Source organism: Chitinophaga sp. SVR4-12A (assembly GCF_056754765.1).
The window spans coordinates 224,319-241,435 of the sequence record NZ_JBPGWP010000001.1 but is presented as its reverse complement, the minus strand read 5'-3'; the positions used below and the strand labels follow the sequence as shown (position 1 = coordinate 241,435).

At 51.0% G+C, this 17,117-nt stretch carries 14 protein-coding genes and 1 riboswitch; of the genes, 4 read left to right on the top strand and 10 right to left on the bottom strand.

Annotated features, from left to right (window positions below; translation table 11 throughout):
- Positions 1-85: 85 nt before the first annotated feature.
- Together ACR9Y8_RS00990 and glk are read right to left on the bottom strand one after the other, a co-directional pair.
- A complete protein-coding gene (locus tag ACR9Y8_RS00990; RefSeq protein ID WP_481211353.1) occupies positions 86-2,479 on the bottom strand; it encodes an AsmA family protein in 2,394 nt (797 codons plus the stop codon).
- Between the two features lie 116 nt (positions 2,480-2,595).
- Positions 2,596-3,654 (bottom strand): glucokinase, encoded by a 1,059-nt coding sequence (gene glk / locus ACR9Y8_RS00985; RefSeq protein WP_481211352.1) that lies wholly within the window; start codon positions 3,652-3,654, stop codon positions 2,596-2,598.
- A gap of 71 nt (positions 3,655-3,725) precedes the next feature.
- Between glk and ACR9Y8_RS00980 the strand changes: the two genes are divergently transcribed.
- Complete coding sequence (locus tag ACR9Y8_RS00980; RefSeq protein ID WP_481211351.1) at positions 3,726-5,507, top strand: glycoside hydrolase family 15 protein; 1,782 nt, start codon at positions 3,726-3,728, stop codon at positions 5,505-5,507.
- A 154-nt stretch (positions 5,508-5,661) separates the two neighbouring features.
- Here the strand turns inward: ACR9Y8_RS00980 and ACR9Y8_RS00975 are convergent, their stop codons facing one another.
- Positions 5,662-7,833, bottom strand: coding sequence for a bifunctional alpha,alpha-trehalose-phosphate synthase (UDP-forming)/trehalose-phosphatase (locus tag ACR9Y8_RS00975; RefSeq protein WP_481211350.1), 2,172 nt, complete (start codon positions 7,831-7,833; stop codon positions 5,662-5,664).
- Positions 7,834-8,189: 356 nt separating this feature from the next.
- On the opposite strand from ACR9Y8_RS00975, the gene ACR9Y8_RS00970 reads away from it, so the two are divergent.
- Positions 8,190-9,137: an aldo/keto reductase gene (locus tag ACR9Y8_RS00970; protein ID WP_481211349.1), complete on the top strand. Its 948-nt coding sequence runs from the start codon at positions 8,190-8,192 to the stop codon at positions 9,135-9,137.
- A gap of 91 nt (positions 9,138-9,228) precedes the next feature.
- Here ACR9Y8_RS00970 and ACR9Y8_RS00965 read toward each other — a convergent pair whose 3' ends face one another.
- Positions 9,229-10,182 carry an NADP-dependent oxidoreductase gene (locus ACR9Y8_RS00965; RefSeq protein WP_481211348.1) on the bottom strand — a complete coding sequence of 318 codons (954 nt, stop codon included), beginning with the start codon at positions 10,180-10,182 and terminating at the stop codon, positions 9,229-9,231.
- Positions 10,183-10,243: 61 nt separating this feature from the next.
- On the opposite strand from ACR9Y8_RS00965, the gene ACR9Y8_RS00960 reads away from it, so the two are divergent.
- Together ACR9Y8_RS00960 and ACR9Y8_RS00955 are read left to right on the top strand one after the other, a co-directional pair.
- A complete protein-coding gene (locus tag ACR9Y8_RS00960) occupies positions 10,244-11,038 on the top strand; it encodes an AraC family transcriptional regulator (RefSeq protein WP_481211347.1) in 795 nt (264 codons plus the stop codon).
- A 66-nt stretch (positions 11,039-11,104) separates the two neighbouring features.
- Entirely contained in the window at positions 11,105-12,049 is a 945-nt protein-coding gene (locus tag ACR9Y8_RS00955; RefSeq protein ID WP_481211346.1) for a nitrilase family protein, read from the top strand.
- Positions 12,050-12,068: 19 nt separating this feature from the next.
- Here ACR9Y8_RS00955 and ACR9Y8_RS00950 read toward each other — a convergent pair whose 3' ends face one another.
- From ACR9Y8_RS00950 to ureE, 6 genes are all read right to left on the bottom strand, one after another.
- On the bottom strand, positions 12,069-13,358 hold the full coding sequence (locus ACR9Y8_RS00950; RefSeq protein WP_481211345.1) for a voltage-gated chloride channel family protein: 1,290 nt from the start codon (positions 13,356-13,358) through the stop codon (positions 12,069-12,071).
- Positions 13,359-13,399: 41 nt separating this feature from the next.
- Positions 13,400-13,475: riboswitch (Fluoride riboswitch) on the bottom strand.
- Between the two features lie 96 nt (positions 13,476-13,571).
- Entirely contained in the window at positions 13,572-14,276 is a 705-nt protein-coding gene (locus tag ACR9Y8_RS00945) for an urease accessory protein UreH domain-containing protein (RefSeq protein WP_481211344.1), read from the bottom strand.
- 123 nt (positions 14,277-14,399) lie between these two features.
- Positions 14,400-15,200, bottom strand: coding sequence for an urease accessory protein UreD (locus tag ACR9Y8_RS00940; RefSeq protein ID WP_481211343.1), 801 nt, complete (start codon positions 15,198-15,200; stop codon positions 14,400-14,402).
- Positions 15,197-15,832 carry an urease accessory protein UreG gene (ureG, locus tag ACR9Y8_RS00935; protein WP_481211342.1) on the bottom strand — a complete coding sequence of 212 codons (636 nt, stop codon included), beginning with the start codon at positions 15,830-15,832 and terminating at the stop codon, positions 15,197-15,199. The genes ACR9Y8_RS00940 and ureG overlap by 4 nt, the downstream gene beginning before the upstream one ends.
- Before the next feature lie 7 nt (positions 15,833-15,839).
- Positions 15,840-16,520: an urease accessory protein UreF gene (locus ACR9Y8_RS00930; protein WP_481211341.1), complete on the bottom strand. Its 681-nt coding sequence runs from the start codon at positions 16,518-16,520 to the stop codon at positions 15,840-15,842.
- Positions 16,521-16,580: 60 nt separating this feature from the next.
- The gene (gene ureE / locus ACR9Y8_RS00925) at positions 16,581-17,078 is read right to left on the bottom strand and encodes an urease accessory protein UreE (protein WP_481211340.1); all 498 of its coding nucleotides are present in this window, start codon (positions 17,076-17,078) and stop codon (positions 16,581-16,583) included.
- Between the last annotated feature and the right edge of the window lie 39 nt (positions 17,079-17,117).

The window sequence follows — 17,117 nt, the reverse complement described above, 5'->3', positions numbered from 1 at the left end:
AATATTCACTGTTAACGGTTAAAACGGCGCAAAATTAATAAAAAATGCAAGATTCCACCGTTAAACGTGTGTGCACAGGCGCAGGTTACTGCTTACCGAGCTTTATTTTCACCTTTCCATCGCTGTTATCGTCTGTGGCGCGCAGGTGTAATACGAAGCCTTTTTTCCCTGTTTTAGCTATTTTCTCGGGATTACGCAGAGGCAGGTCGATATAGATGTCTGTGCCCTTTGGCATACCATATACCCCGCTAACGTCCATTATAACAGCGCTGGAAGAGATCTGCATGGGCGGGATCAGGATCTTGTCGCCTTTCAGCTGCAGGGTGTTTTTGAGGTTATCAAAGGTAATATTGGACAGGTTCCTTTTACGGAAGAAGAAGGTGCCGATGTCTTCCAGGGGGCCAAAATGCACCAGGGCGCCCTGTTTCAGGTCAAAGCTCAGCTCTCCGAACATGGAGCCGGGGGCCAGTTTGCCGTTATCATGCAGGTTGCCGGTAATGTTGGCGCGGGCAGAGAGGATACCCTTCAGGTTACGGGAAGTGAGCGACTGCATGCCGAAATTCTCAAATGCATAGAACAGCTGATCAATATGCACGTTATCGATCGTCCCTGTCAACTTGAAACGGTTGTTATTACCCTGCGGGTGAATGCCGCCATTGAGCCGGAGGCTACCGCCCGCGTGGGCCAGGGAGATCTGTTGCAGCAGGATATCCGATTGGGTAAGGCTCACGGCCGCCACTACCCGTTGGGCGTCAAAACGGCGATAGTTCAGCTTGTCGAGCGTGATGCGCATATTCACGTTGCAGGACTCCATCACGATGTCTAGCTGTCGGGCCAGTCGCCGGGCCTTTTGTGAGGCTGCAGTATTGGCGGCTTTATTTGCTTTCTGCGTACCTGGCTTGCGGGGCGCCAGGAAAAAGCGGAACTCGTCGAGATCTATCATGGGACTGCGGATATCCCAGTCCAGCTGGATCTTTTCCGGCGCCTTAAAAAACAGGCCCAGAAGGTTGCGCATGCTGCCTTCCATCTGCAGGGTGCTCTTTACGCTTTTCGCCATCACGTTATGGAAGAAAAGGTCTTGTCCGCTGAACAGTATAGTGGCATTGCAATCGTGGAATTGCAGGCTGCGCGGTAAATACGTGAAACCACCGTTTCTGATGGCGACGGCGCCGTCAAGGTAAGGTGTGAGGCTATCGCCTGCGAGGATGCTGCCTTTGTAGAATAAGTCGGCGGTGGCTGTTCCGCTGTGAAATTCATAGGTTTCGCCGGTCAGTTCGTTCAGCTGCTGCAGGGGAAAAGAAGAATGAAAGCGACCCATGAACTCCGGGCGTGTCAGGTTCAGCACCTGGATGGTGTCTGCCTTCAGCGGCAGCCCGCCCCAGGTAGCATTCAACTGGTAAATGCGCACGGCAGAATTGACGTCATGATGACCGTAGCCCGGGATCAGCTCATTGGTGAAATTTCCACTAAAGCTGCAACTGTCCCACTGCCCCAGTTTGGTAACCAGTGTATTGTTAGTAGTATGCCATTTCACTCTTACATCGGGTGTATCATGGGGGCGCATATGCCCCTTTATCATGGCCTGCACATCCAGCGGCTTTTGCAGGTCGATGCTATCCAGCTTGTGCTGCAGATGCGGCAGCAGCAGGGATGTAGCGTGATGATAAGGCATGTTCACCGCTTTGATATCAATAGTGAAAGCAGCCGCTTGCTGTCCGAAGTCGAAGGTAGCGCTGATGGTCACCGGCTGGCCACCGATGCTGATACGTTGTGCTGGTATTGATAATTTTCTTTGCGTTCTGTTGAAATTAAATGCTAATGCAGTTTCCAATTCCTGGTTTTTGAGATAACTGCCACGAAGGGTGTTGAAGGAAAAACTGCTTACGAGTAAACTGGTGCGCACGTTGAACTGCAGTTCGCTGTCAGATGCATCCACGCTGCCTTTCAGGCTGCGTACGGTGAAGCGGAAAAGCTTCTGCTTCTGCTGGTTATCTATTACCAGCTCCATATTGCGCAGCTCAATGCGAGCGATGTCTGCATCCTTTCCGGAGCTGCCCGCCGTCTTTTGAGCCGGCCGGGCGAAGACACTTGTATTCGTGTACCCGGATGCGTTAGTGAAGAGATAAATAGCGCCATCTTCCATTGTTATCTCCCTGATATCCATGTGCCGCCGCAGTAATGTAAAAGTATTCACTTTAACGAATATACGTTTTACGTCCAGCAGCGGGTGCTGATGCTGCTCCCAGAGGCTATCTTTCAGCTGTACGGTTTCCAGCTCCATGGATACATGGGGAAAGCTGCGCAGCAGCGAGGGGTTCATTTTCTGTATGGTAAGCGTGCCGTGCAGGCGCTCGTTCAGGCGATTTGTGATCTCTCGCAGAAAGGTTTCCCGGTTAAGATGAATATAGAGGGCTAATGCCAGCCATAATACAATCACTAATCCCAACAAAGCGCATCCTGCTATTACGCATATACGCAACCACCTGGATCTTTGAAAGTTAAAAATCAAAAGTTAAAAATTAAAATGAAGGACATACTAAATGTAACACTATGAGGCATACAATGGTTTTAACTTTTTCCCTTTTTCTTTTTTATTTACGCTTCGCGGTGTATGGCATAATAGGCGGCGCCCTGTAAGGCGGCCTTGTCGTTGTTGATAACATGCAGGGGAACAGCTGCCAGTAGCTCTATCAGGCGGTCGCCCTGCAGGTAATGGTGGTAAAAATTATTATTCTGCAGCAGGGGAATGATGCGGGGAGGAATGCCGCCCCCGATGAAAAGTCCGCCGGTGGCTTTCATTTTAAACACCAGGTTAGCGCTTTCCCTGGCGAGGTAACGCACAAACATTTCCATGGTCTTGATGCAGATGGACACTTTTTGTTCGATGGCATTGCCGCTGATTACGGCAGCGGGGTCTTTTTCCTGCAGGGCATGTTCGAGCCAGTCGGGCACGTGCATATGCCGCACATCGCGCAGGAACTGGAAAGTATCGAAGATGCCGGGACCAGACACCAGGCGTTCCCAGCTAACGATCTGGTATTTTTCCTGCAGGAATTCCAGCAGTTCCATATCCAGCTCACTACGCGGGGCAAAGTCGCAGTGCCCACCTTCTGTTGCAAAGGGTGAATAAAGATCGCCGTCCCAGAAGAGCCCCGCCTCCCCCAGCCCGGTGCCCGGGGCGATAATCGCCATATTGCCGCCGGTTTCCGGCTCGCCGGAATGCAGGGTAAGCAGGCTGGTTTCCTGCAGGGTGGCCAGTCCGTAAGCGGTGGCCTCCAGGTCATTGATCAGGGAGGTATCTTCTATACCGGTGGCATGTTGTACCTCTGCCACCGTCAGTTCTCTTGACAGGTTGGTAAGATCCACCTTTCCTTTTATCACGGGGCCAGCTACGCCGATACATATACGTTGCGGCTTTCTGGCTGGCTGCAGTTGGATGAACTCCTGCAGGACATCTGTAAAGGATGTATAGTCTCGTGAGCGGTAAGTTTTTTCGTGCACCAGTTGCATCTGCCCTTCATTTGCCTCAAAAAGGGCCAGCCGGGTTTTGGTGCCGCCCAGGTCTCCTGCCAGGGCATACATGACTCCAGCGCCTGGTTTCCTGCCCATGCGGGCAAAGCGCGGCAGGAATTGCTGTTCGTTGACCATTTGCATGTATTAAAAATACGCAAAAAAGACATAACTGCCGGAGGTTTGGCTTAGCTTTTGTTACCTAGGACTTAGCTATGGAAAGACATACCTATCAGACCGGATTAATCGGCAATTGTGCCTTCCTGGCGCATGTACACCGCAACACCAATATTGAATGGCTTTGCTGGCCGCGGATGGACAGCACCTTTATATTTGGCGGCTTGCTGGATAAAGATAAAGGCGGCTGCTTCTCCATTCTGCCGGAGGGCGAATTCACGTCCCGGCAATACTACATGGAGAACACAAATGTGCTTTGCACGGAGATCACTTCCGCCAACGGAAAGTATAAGGTGACGGATTTTGCGCCGCGCTTTTTCCAGTACGAACGCTATTTCAAGCCACTGATGCTGGTCAGGAAAATAGAACCGCTGGAAGGATCGCCCCGCATACAGGTGAAATGCCAGCCTGTAGGCGACTACGGCGCGCACAAACTGCATGCGCAATTCGGCAGCAATCACGTAGAGTTCCTGGGTGCTGACGGGCGCCTGCGGCTAACTACCAACATACCGGTGAATTACCTGCTGGACGAACAGTATTTCGTGCTGAACGATACACGCTACCTGCTGCTGACTTATGGCAGCCCGCTGGAAGCTTCTCTTGTGAGCACAGCAGAGAACTTCCTTCGTGAGACCATCAACTACTGGCGCACCTGGATTAAACATTCCAATATCGCCAACTTTTACCAGCCTTATGTAATACGCTCGGCCCTCACCCTTAAGATCCACCAGTACGAAGATACCGGCGCCATCATAGCGGCCAGTACTACCAGCCTGCCCGAATTTCCCAACAGCGGCCGTAATTGGGATTACCGTTATTGCTGGCTGCGGGATACTTATTATGTGATCACGGCGCTGAACCACATCGGCCATTTCGAAGAGATGGAACGTTACTTTAATTATGTAACGGATATTTCCTTCTCCGGCGATTACCGTTATCAGCCGCTTTATGGTATTACCGGCCAGAAGAACCTGGTAGAAGAGATCCTGCCACACCTGAGCGGTTACATGGGCAACCAGCCGGTACGCATCGGTAACCAGGCTTACGAACATATACAGAACGATATTTACGGACAGGTGCTGATCTCCATGCTGCCCCTGTATACCGACCACCGCTTTATATTTTCCGAACGGAAGGACTCTGCCTGGTGGATAGAGTACCTGCTCAACAAAATAGAGCGCACGATCGACGAAAAGGATGCCGGCATATGGGAGTTCCGCAACTTTGCCAATATACATTGCTATTCCAACCTGTTCCAGTGGGCCGGCTGTTCAGCCGCTGAGAAGATGGCGCGCACTATTGGCCATCAGCCCCTGGTGGAAAAAGCGTCGGCCTTAAAGGAAAAGGCCGCCAAACATATTGAAAGCTGTTACGATCCGCAGCGGCGGGTATATACCAACGCATCGGGCAGCCGGCACCTGGATGCCAGCACCCTGCAGCTGATCATGATGTATTACCTCGATCCTGAATCTGACCGGGCCCGTGATCACCTGGAAGCGCTGGAGAAAGAATTGAAAACGCCGCAGGGATTATTTTACAGGTACCTGCATGCGGATGATTTCGGAAAGCCGAAGACCACTTTCCTGGTATGTGCTTTTTGGTACGTGGAAGCGCTGGCTTGTGTGGGCAGGCTGGATGATGCGATCAGGGAGTTTGAGAACCTGCTGCAGTACTCTAATCATTTGCTGTTGTTCAGTGAAGACGTAGATGAGGAGAATGGCAGCCAGTGGGGGAATTTTCCGCAGGCTTATAGCCATGTGGGGTTGATGAATGCGGCGTATAGGATAGCGATGAAGTTGGATAAGCCGATATTTTTATAGGTTTGAGGTTTGAAGTTTGAAGTTTGAGGTTCGTTGGAAGTTCCAGGTTCAAATCAGTATGCGGCCCTAGGTAATGCCTCCTGAAATGAACCTTTAACTTTTAACCAACCTCAAACTTCAAACTTCAAACCTCAAACCTCAAACCTCAAACATCTTACACCAACGCCATCAAAAACTGCCTCACCTCCTGGAAATTCCTCAGGTAATACCTTGCAGCTGATACCTGGCTACCCACTTTAATGGTGATCGCATTTTCTGGCAGGGCTTTGAAAATATCTTCATCTGTATGATCATCGCCGATGGCCATGACAAAATCATATTCAGTGTCATGCAGCCAATTAAGGGCGGCCCTGCCTTTATTGATTTCTACATTTTTTACCTCTATTACTTTATCGCCGGGTAATACCATCAGACCCTTATCTAAGGTATAGTAGCGCAGGGTACCCATGAGCTCATTGGCACGCAGTTCTCCAAGGCCAGCCTCTACCTTGCGGTAATGCCATACCAGGGAATAGCTTTTCTCTTCAATAAAAGACCCCGGCGTACGATCTGTATAGGTGTCCAGGATGGTATAGATCTCCTGTTTCCATTGATCGTTCAGGCCAGGCAGTTTATGCCATTTGCTTTGCTTTCTCTTCTGCCAGGCGCCATGCTCAGCGATAAGGTCCAGCCGCAGGTGACCCAGCCATTCGGAGAGTGTTTCATGCTTGCGCCCGCTGATCATGATGACTTCGTTAGCGGGATCTGCGGTTAATGAGCGCAGCAGCTGATACAGCTCCTGGTCTGGCGAGGCCAGGTCGATATTCACGTTAAAGCCCACCAGGGTGCCGTCATAATCAAGAAAAATGGCGCGGCGGCTGGCTTTTTTGTAGGCCTGCTGTATGTGCAATTGCATGTCCAGGCTTAGGCGGCGGGCCAACATGGATTGCTGGATCTGTTTCACTTCCTGCAGGCGGTCCATAAATAGTTTCACCCAGTGGCTGACATTAAATTTGGCGACCACCTGCCGCATTTGCTTCATACGCCGGTATTGTTCTGGCAGGGGCATGACGAGCGCCTCCTCTATTGCACGGGTGATGGCGCCGATATTATTAGGATTTACGATCAGTGCATCTATTAATTCTTTAGAGGCACCGGCCATTTCACTCAGGATCAGCACGCCATTGTTCTGCGTGCGGCTGGCTACATATTCTTTACTTACCAGGTTCATGCCGTCGCGCATGGGCGATACGAGACAAACGTCTGCAAAATTGTATAGTGCGGACAGCGTTTCTATCGGAAAAGAGCGGTAAAAATAATGTACCGGGTGCCAGTTGATCGTGCGGAAGCGGGCATTGATGCCGCCTACCAGCTTATCGATCTCATCACGCAGGGCAATATACTGCGGCACGTTATCGCGTGAAGGCACTACGATCATGTACAAGACCACTTTCTCTGTATACTCGGGGTACAATTGCAGGAAGAGCTCAAAAGCCTGCAGACGTTGCAGGATACCTTTACTGTAATCCAGGCGGTCAATTGTAAGGATCATTTTGATCCCGCGGAAATTTTCCTCCAACTGCTGCAATTGCTGCTGTACTTCCATATGGCTGGTCATGGAAGCATATTTGTCATAATCGATGCCCATGGGGAAAGTTTCCGCAATAACGGCACGGTCGTTCACCATCAGCTGGTTGGCGGAGGCGTTGATGGGCAGTATCCTGGTAACGGCATTGATGAAATGCCGGCTGTCATCAAACGTATGAAAGCCCAGCAGATCGGCTCCCAGCATTCCTTCCAGCAGCTCTGCCCGCCAGGGTAAGAGGCGGAACAGCTCGAAAGAAGGGAAAGGTATATGCAGGAAAAATCCAATGGATACATCTGGCAGCGCCTGGCGGAGCATACCGGGCAATAATAATAGCTGGTAATCATGGATCCAGATCACATCGTCGGGCTTCGCCACAGAAAGGATGATGTCGCGGAACTTTTCATTCACGCGATAGTAGGCATCCCAATAGACCTGTTCATAGCGGGCGTACACAGCCATGTAATGGAATACCGGCCATAATGTTTCATTAGAGAATCCTTCATAGAAGTTATTGATCTCTTCTTGTTCCAGGTACACCGGCATCAGGTTCATATCGGCCAATTGCTGGCGGATATTGTCCTGGTCTTTTTGTTCCGGCACTACAAGCCCGGGCCAGCCTATCCATACATTATTGCCGTTCCTGTAGATGGAGCCCAGGCCGGTAGCTAAACCTCCTTCACTGGGCGCCAGCACAAACTCTCCGTCCTTTTCTGCGATCTTCACAGGGAGCCTGTTCGATACGATAATAGTCTTACTCATAGCGCTTTCATATGTCGTTTATCAAAATCTGTTCTCTTGTGTTAAAAACCTTCCAGTTCTGCAGGCACTCCTGTCAGCAACACTCCTAGCGATTAAATTTTCATGCTTCAAAACATTTCAAACCGGCTGCTACGGGGATGTTTCAGGTCTCATGCAGATGATGGACGGCGTTGACAAAAACTACTAAAGCAGCTTATAGCGCACGCAAAATAGCAATTCTTTTTAATATAGGCATTGTAGTTAGCTCAGCAAATTTGAAGCCAGCACTGCATTTGTCACTGGAAACACATTTAAACAATAATAACATAAGCTGGTATTTTTTTTGTTGCAGTTATTAGTTTTATAAAATATATAAAATGGAGCGACGCAAATTGGGAAGATCGGCGCTGAGTGTAGCGCCTTTAGCTTTTGGTGGTAATGTGTTCGGCTGGACAGTAGATGAAGCCACCTGTTTTAAATTGCTGGACGCCTTTGTAGCAGGCGGCTTCAACCTGATAGACACGGCGGATGTGTATTCAAAATGGGTGTCGGGCAACCAGGGAGGAGAATCGGAAACCCTGATCGGTAAATGGCTGAAACAAGGTGGCAAGAGAGAACAGGTAGTGATTGCCACCAAAGTGGGAGGCGAAATGGCCCCACAACAGAAGGGCGTGTCGAAAGCGTATATTACACAAGCTGTAGAAGCCTCTCTGCGCAGACTGCAAACAGACTATATTGATCTTTACCAGACCCACTTTGATGATGAGGGCACACCGGTGGAAGAAACATTGTCTACTTATGCGGAATTGATAAAGGCAGGGAAAGTAAGGGTGATCGGCGCTTCCAACATGAGCCCTGAGCGATTGACATTATCCCTTCATAACAGTGAACAGTATGGTTATCCGCGCTACGAAACATTGCAGCCGGAATATAATCTTTACAACCGTCAAAAATATGAGCAGGCATATGCGGCTATTTGTGCCGACGAAGAGCTGAGTGTTATTCCCTATTATTCGTTGGCGAGTGGCTTTTTGACGGGTAAATACCGCTCAAAGGAAGACGCGGGCAAAAGCCCGAGAGGACAAAAAGCGCTGACTTATCTGAATGAGCGCGGGATGAAAATATTGGCAGCACTGGATGAAGTGGCCGCAAGGTATCATACACAGGTAGCCAGTATTGCGATTGCATGGCTGGCGCAAAGACCGAATATAGCAGCGCCCATAGCGAGTGCAACGAGTGTGGAGCAGCTGGAGGAGCTGATGAAGGCCGCGAAGCTGGAGCTGGATCAAGAGGCGGTGGGCTTGTTGGATGAGGCGAGTAAATGAAAGTCGTTAGTCGTAAGTCGTTAGTCGTTAGTGACCGAAGCGATGCTTTATCGCTGCATTTGACTAACGACTAACGACTTACGACTTACGACTATCCACTAATTTTAATCACCGTCTTTCCTTTGCCTCTCCCCTGCCTGCTTTGCTCCAATGCCGCAGGTACTTCTTCCAAAGAAATAATCGTTTCTACAGGCACTTTTAATTTACCTGCATCTATCAACGCCGTCAATTTATCCAAAGAGGCAGGCGTACCTTTTGTTTCAAAATTACCTCCTTTGAGATGGCGTGCTTTTAGTGCAGCATCATCTGCTACGAATGCGGTGGTGAATGCAGTGCCGCCTTCTTTTACCAGTGCAAGGTGCGCATTAAAGCCTTCCTTATTGCTCATCAGGTCTATTAAAGCATCAATGCCATCAGGATGAGCGGCTTTTACCTGTTCTGTTACAGATGCCTTTTTGTAATCTACCACAGCCGTAGCTCCCAGGCCACGAATACGCTCTGCAGCGGCAGCGCTGCCCGCAGTAGCGATCACGTTCAAGCCTTCTGCAGCGGCCAGTTGCACCGCAAAGGAGCCTACGCCGCCGGTGGCGCCAATGATCAGCAGGGTTTGCCCTTTTTGCAGCCCTGCATGTTCCAACAGCTGTTGGGCCGTCATACCGGAAGTAGGCACGGCAGCAGCGGTTTCCAGCGGTATAGAGGAAGGTGCATGACTGATGGCCGCCTTCTCCGGTACAATGGCATACTGCGCATAGGAGCCTTCTCCTATCGGGCTGTGGATAAACTGCCCGAAGATCTTGTCACCCGCTTTGAAACGGGTAACGCCTTCGCCAACGGCTTCTACGATGCCGGCGCCATCTACGCCAAGGATCATGGGAAACTGGTGCCGCATATGCCCATCAAGAATTCCGTCTACCATCTTCCAGTCGAAAGGATTCATACCGGCAGCGGATACACGAATCAGCAGCGTGCCGGGACGCAGTTGCGGTATAGGCAGATCCACTACTTCGGGCACGCTGCGAAGTGCTGATATGGCAATGGCTTTCATATAATTAGTTTAAGATTTAATGTTTGAGCGAAATAAAAATAAAGATAATTACTTTTATACTATGCAAATAGCGCCTCCGCAAATACTGCGTGATGTAGTGAAACATTTCCTGGTGCTGGAACAGGACCAGGGCATACTGCGCCACCACCGGCTGTCGCCCGACGGGCATGCCGGGATGGTATTTTGCTACAGGGAGCGGTTCGCACAGCACGATCAGGCGCTGCTGCCTGCCAGTTTTGTATACGGGCAAATCAGCCGGTTTCATGACCTGCTGTCCGGCGCCCACACCGGCATGCTGGTGGCAGTGCTGCAACCCTATGCACTGCATTTGCTCACCGGCATTCCCGCGGAGCAGCTAACAGACCAGCTGATCAGCATGCCGCTGATCTTCGGGCCCGCTGCACAGGCACTGGAAGATGCTATTATCGAGGCGCCGGATCATCATAGGCGGCTACAGCTGGTGAATGACTTCCTGATCCAAAGGCTGCAGCAACGACAGGATACGGTGGATAGCATGATCCTGCAGGCGCTTCCAGTCATCTATCAAAGCAAGGGATGGATGCAGGTAACAGCACTCTGCAATGGGCTGCATATCACTGAAAGACAGCTGGAGCGCAAATTCAATGAGCAGGTAGGACTAAGCCCCAAGCAGTTTCTGCGTACCATCCGCTTCCGCCAGCTATTAAAAGCATTACAGCAGCGCCGCGCTCCTACCCTTACCCAGCTGGCCTTTGACGCGGGCTATTACGACCAGCCGCATTTCAACCGCGAATTCCGCATGCTGGCAGGCATCACCCCTAAAGCATATCAATCGGCCCGGCTGCTGGCCATTAATTTTATGCAGCTTCCTTTATAAGGTCGGATTTTTACAAGGTTGCCGGGACAGCAAGGCCTACCTTTGCTTTATCTCAATCCAATTTTTATGCAAGCCTTGAAAATAGCTACTGCTCAATTTGAGCACCGCAGTGCCGACAAAGCCTATAACCTGGATATCATCCGCCGCATGGCGCTGGATGCGTCTGCAGCGGGTGCACAGGTGATCGCCTTCCATGAATGTTCTATCAGCGGTTACACCTTTGCCCGCCGCCTTTCCAAGGTACAGCTGCTCGAAGTGGCGGAACTCATCCCCGAAGGGCCCAGCATTCGGGCACTCAGCGCTATTGCTGCCGAAGCGAATATTACCATCCTCGCCGGTCTGTTTGAAAAAGATGTGGAAGACAACCTCTATAAAGCATATGTATGTGTAGATGCTAATGGCCTGGTGGCCAAATTCCGGAAGCTGCATCCCTTCATCAATCCTCATCTTACCCCAGGTAATGAGTATGTAGTATTTGACCTGCATGGCTGGAAATGCGGTATTCTCATTTGTTATGACAATAACATCATAGAAAATGTAAGGGCTACTGCATTGTTAGGCGCAGACATCATCTTCATGCCGCATGTAACCATGTGCACGCCTTCTACCAGGCCTGGCGCCGGCTTTGTAGATCCTCAGCTGTGGGAGAACCGGGAAAATGATCCTACCTCCCTGCGTATTGAATTTGACGGTTTAAAAGGGCGCGCATGGCTGATGAAATGGCTACCTGCACGCGCATACGATAACGGCATTTACGTGGTGTTCTCCAATCCTATCGGTATGGATGATGATCAGCTGAAGAACGGTTGTGCGATGATCCTGGACCCTTTTGGAGATATACTGGCAGAGTGCCGGCAGCTTGGCAATGAGATCGCTATTGCCACCTGTACGCCTGAAAAACTGGAACAGTCTGGCGGTTATCGTTACCGCAAAGCCAGGAGACCGGAACTGTATACGGATATTATTGGACAGGCACATACAGCGGAACAAAAAGTAGTATGGCTGAAATAAGCCAGATAGAACACGACTATTAATCCATTGTTTTCTTTACCATGAGCCGCTGTGCTTTGTAAATGCCACTGTGACCGCTGAAGTAATAAGCGGTGAAGCAGGCTACAGCAAAATAGAGGATATGTTCTGTTCCGAAAAGCTCGGCGCCCATCAGCGTGCAGGCGATAGGGGTATTGGTAGCCCCGGCAAACACCGCGATAAATCCCAATCCGGCAAAGAGATCTACCGGCGCGCCAAGGAGTAATGCCAGGGTATTGCCCAGGGTGGCGCCGATAAAAAACAGCGGTGTCACCTCTCCCCCTTTGAAGCCCATGCCCAGGGTGATGGCGGTAAATAGCAGCTTCCAGAACCAGCTCCAGGTATCAGCGCCGCCATCATGAAAAGCGTTCACAATACTGACGCCGGAAGGGTCTTTGCTGGTAACGCCCAGCCCCAGGTAATCTGTGGTGTGTAAGGCCCAGGTAAAGACAATGATGATCATCCCACCGATAGCAGGCACCATCCAGGCGGGCCTTATAGCACGCTGCGCTGTTTGCTTAATGAGGTGCATCGTCTTGGCAAAAGCGTAGCTGGCCAGTCCGAAGGCCACCCCGGCCAGGATCACGCGGGCCAGCAGCCAGAGGTCGATATGAAGGAATGGCAGAAACGGCAGTGCATCACCGTCTATGTAATGAATAGCGTAGTGTGTATGTTGAATGCCCCAGGCACTGCAAATAATATCGGCAAATACGGCGGCGATCAGGCAAGGCAGCAGGGCATCATAGCGGATCACGCCAATGGCCAGCACTTCCAGCGCAAAGACGGCCCCCGCCAGCGGAGTACCGAATACCGCGCCGAAACCAGCGGCGATACCGGTCATTAAGAGCACGCGAAGATCCTTTTCCTTTAGCTTCATCCAGCGGCCCAGCATATTGGCCATGCTGCCACCTATCTGTACTGCAGTGCCCTCCCGGCCGGCGGAACCGCCAAACAGGTGAGTGACAACGGTGGTGAACAACACCAGCGGCGCCATACGGGCGGGTATACCGCCTCCCGGCTGATGGATTTCCTCCATGATGAGATTATTGCCGGCTTCAGCGTTCTTGCCCAGTTGCTTGTATAAGAAATAAATGCCTATACCTGCTATTGGTAGCAGGTATAACAGCCATTCATGCTCCCAGCGTGTATGCGTGGCCTTATCCAGCAGCCAAAGGAAGAGCGCTACCAGCGACCCGGTAACGATGGATACTGGAATAGCGAGAATAGTCCAACGGATAAGGAGGTAAGCGATTGAGAATTGTTCGAAAGAAGATGTGAGCTTTTTGATCATAGTCCTACAAATAAATGAGTGATGGCTTCTGAAGCCATTTAATATTTGCAGGCGCCATCAGTTCCGCCGGCTGGCGGAGCGGTTCTTGTGCAGGAAGACACCATTTCCTGGTTTTGGATGACGAAAGTAAGGATAATTGGGAATAATTGCAAGATTCCGGGTTAAGGGAGGCTGGTTGAATGCTGTGTAGCCTGCGCCGACATATTAAAGGGCTTACCATCCCATAAACACCATTCCTATCCCACATATCGTCACTGTTGCTCCGCCTATAGCATGGATATACCTTTCCAGCTTGTCCGTTCTGAGGAAGGAGTAACCGTAGTATCCCAGCAATACCATCGTCACCATGGTGATCAGGGTGAATACGGTAAAGGTGACTATCAGCATCACAATTCCGAAAGTGGATTTTTGTGCGGCGGGATAGGTTAGTAAAGGGATCAAGGGTTCGCAGGGACCGAGCACAAAAATGATGAACATGATCCAGGGCGTTACTTTCGTGCGCTGCTGCGGGTATACCGGGCCTTCGCCATGTTTATGCTCGTATACATAAACAGACCCATCATCATAACGGTCAAAATGTTTATGCGGCCGGTTGAGATAAGCGCGGCGGATGCCCCAAACCAGGTAAGCCAGTCCGAAGAAGAGCAGCGCCCAGCCGGCAATGCCGCCACGTATGCCTTCCAGCCAGCTGATCTTCGATAATTCCCATCCCAGGAAAACGCCCAGTAATCCGAGTAATACAGAGCTGCCTACGTGGCCGATGCCGCAGATCACTGTCCAGAGAATGGTTTTGGTTACAGACCAGTTACGGGATTGAGACAAGGCAATAAAAGGCATGTAGTGATCCGGGCCTGTAGCGGTGTGTATACAGGCGATGGTGATGGCAGTGAGTAGTAAGGCGCCGATCTCTGTGGTCATGTTTTCTTTTATTTAAAAGCGAGATTATGTTAAAAGATTGCTTCGGCCCGGCTCCTCACAAGGCCCCTGCGGGCCTCGCAATGACGGAGGCGGAAGACCCTTTTGCTTCAATAAGGTTTGCTATTAGCTGACCTGTACTTTCACACCTTCTAATTCCCATAATATTGTTTCCATGCTGCGCATGCAATTGAACAACTGTTCTGCGCCATGCCCCAGTATACGCAGCACAATAGCCGGCCCGGCACTTTGCGTAACACCAAAAGCGATATCCTCTTCCCGGACCAGCAGCTCCAGCAGGCGGTCTGCTACCGGGGGTGCATCAGGCCGGGTATCGGCATAGATGAGCGTAGCCTGGTGCGTGTAGCCTTCCATTTGTCCAGGATCGTATACGTTTAAGCGTGCCGGTTGTATCATCAAGTTATCTTTCAGTATCAGTTTTCCTTTATACCGCAGTTCTGTAAGGTTATGGAACAGGCGGAATTTGAACACTTCTCCATTCAGTTTTCTGCCGCAGGTAAGGATCTCTCCCCATATCAGGCGACTGCCGTCCGACAGGTTGATACGGTTATACCCTTCAAACACCGCATCTGTATGTGGCACTATGGGATGTGGCACATAACTGAAAAGCGCCTCCTCTCCCACCGCTACATCGATCTGCTGACGGGCGCCTGTTTGCATACTATAGAGGCGCTGGTAGGCCTGCGTTTGCAATTGCAAACGTGCGCCCGCGCTAACGTTGACAGATATACGGTAGTCGTCGCCGTTCAGCATGCCGGGCGAGGCGGTCATCAGCATCAGGCAGAGCGCTTTATCTGCCCGGTAAGCGCCGATATCCGCGAGCTTAAAAGGTTTGGTATAATAGCTCTCCTTCAGGTAAGTAATACCGCTGCGTACCCCTGTTCCTATTTTCAGTTCGCTGATCATCGGTGCAGCTTAGGTTCTGCAATGTCTTCCAGCAGGGCGTATTTTTTGATCCAGCTGATCACGGCGTCGAGGCCGACTCCTTTCATCAGATCTGTAAATACAAAGGGTTGGCCTTTGCGCATCAGCCTTGCATCACGTTCCATCACTTCCAGGCTGGCGCCTACATAAGGGGCCAGGTCTATTTTGTTGATCACCAGCAGGTCTGAACGGGTGATGCCCGGGCCTCCCTTGCGGGGGATCTTATCGCCTTCAGCCACATCGATCACGAAGATGGTAACGTCTGCCAGGTCAGGGCTGAAGGTAGCGGAAAGATTATCGCCGCCGCTTTCTATAAAGATGAGCTGTATAGCGGGGAAACGGGCCGCCATTTCATCCACAGCCTCCAGATTCATGCTGGCGTCTTCGCGGATGGCGGTATGCGGACAACCGCCGGTTTCTACACCGATGATCCGTTCGGCCGGCAACAGGCTGTTCTTCGTAAGGAACTCCGCGTCCTCTTTGGTATAAATATCATTGGTGATCACTCCCAGGTCATACTGGTGGGCCATATTGCGCGACAGCCGTTCTATGAGGGCTGTTTTACCGGAGCCCACAGGCCCTGCAATACCTATCTTAACATATTTTCTCATCATAAATTTCTTAGGACATATACAAACGGGAATACAATCTTTCATGCTGCATACAACGGATATCAAAACCCGGGTTGCAACAGCCCAGCCATGCAGGATCCGGCTCCATGGTAAGCGAAGCCAAATCTCTTAACAAAGGCTGCAGGCGAAACAGGATATCCTGCCCGTCCAGCTGTCCGAGCGGCACCAGCTTCACACTGTTGGTTACCATCCCAACGGCTGCATTATAATAAAAAGCTTCCAGTGCATCCAGCTTCGGCGTTGCTAACAGGCAGGCGTATACGCCGTATACCAGGCAGTAGTGCCCGCTGGCATTGCCGGCCTGCATCGCCTGCTCATATTGCTGCACCAATTCAGCCGGTAAATAACGGTTGAAGATCTTAAGCAGGCGGATGCCCAGCTTCTGGCTGGCCTGGCGGATCTCGCGCGGTATCTTGAGCGCCGTGCATGCTTCATCCAGCTGCAGCAGCGTAGCCAGGTCATTCTTCGCCGCAGCGTCGTAAGCCAGGCTGGCAAAGGCGGCATCGTTGTAACGAAGATTATTGGCCAGCATGCTTTGTATATAAGCTTCCGCCGTGGCGGCATTGTGCACCAGTCCTTGCTGCACATAGGTTTCCAGCCCATTGGAATGGGTGTAGCCGCCTATGGGCAAAGTAGGATCGGAAAGATGCAGTAGCGATAATAGATGCATGTAAGTCGGCTTTTGGCTGTTAGCTATTGCTATTAGCTGCTAAGCGCTAGCTGCTGATAGCTAACGGCTGTTAGTCAGATTCATGATCTTCTGGAAGAGCGTACTACCGCTGCCGCCATGGTGATGCGGCGCCACATTGGAGCGGAGCATATTGGTCAGCTTGCGCATGGCTTTTTCCGGCTGATAAGCGCCCGCTTCCAGCCATTTATACAGCGGCTCTTCCCAGGGGATCAGTACTTCGTTATCCTGGATAAAGATGGGTAAATGTTTGTTCCCGATCTCGTAGCAGACAGTGCCCATTTCCAGCATGGTGGCAGGCCTTATTACGATGGCTTCGCAAGGCAGGATATCTACTACTATGGCAGTGGTATCGTCCATGTACACCACATCATCCTGTTGCAGGCGTTGGCCTTGCTTAAGGAGGCGTAGCGCTATTTCACGCCCGCCGATGGTATGCCGGCGTTGTATGCGGCGGGTGGTTTCGTACCATTCCATCTGCAGCAGGTCGGTTTGGCGATTGCCGGTATCGATATTGCCAAGAATGTCTTCGATGATCATCAGAACGAGTTTGAGGTTTGAAGTTTGAGGTCTGAAGTT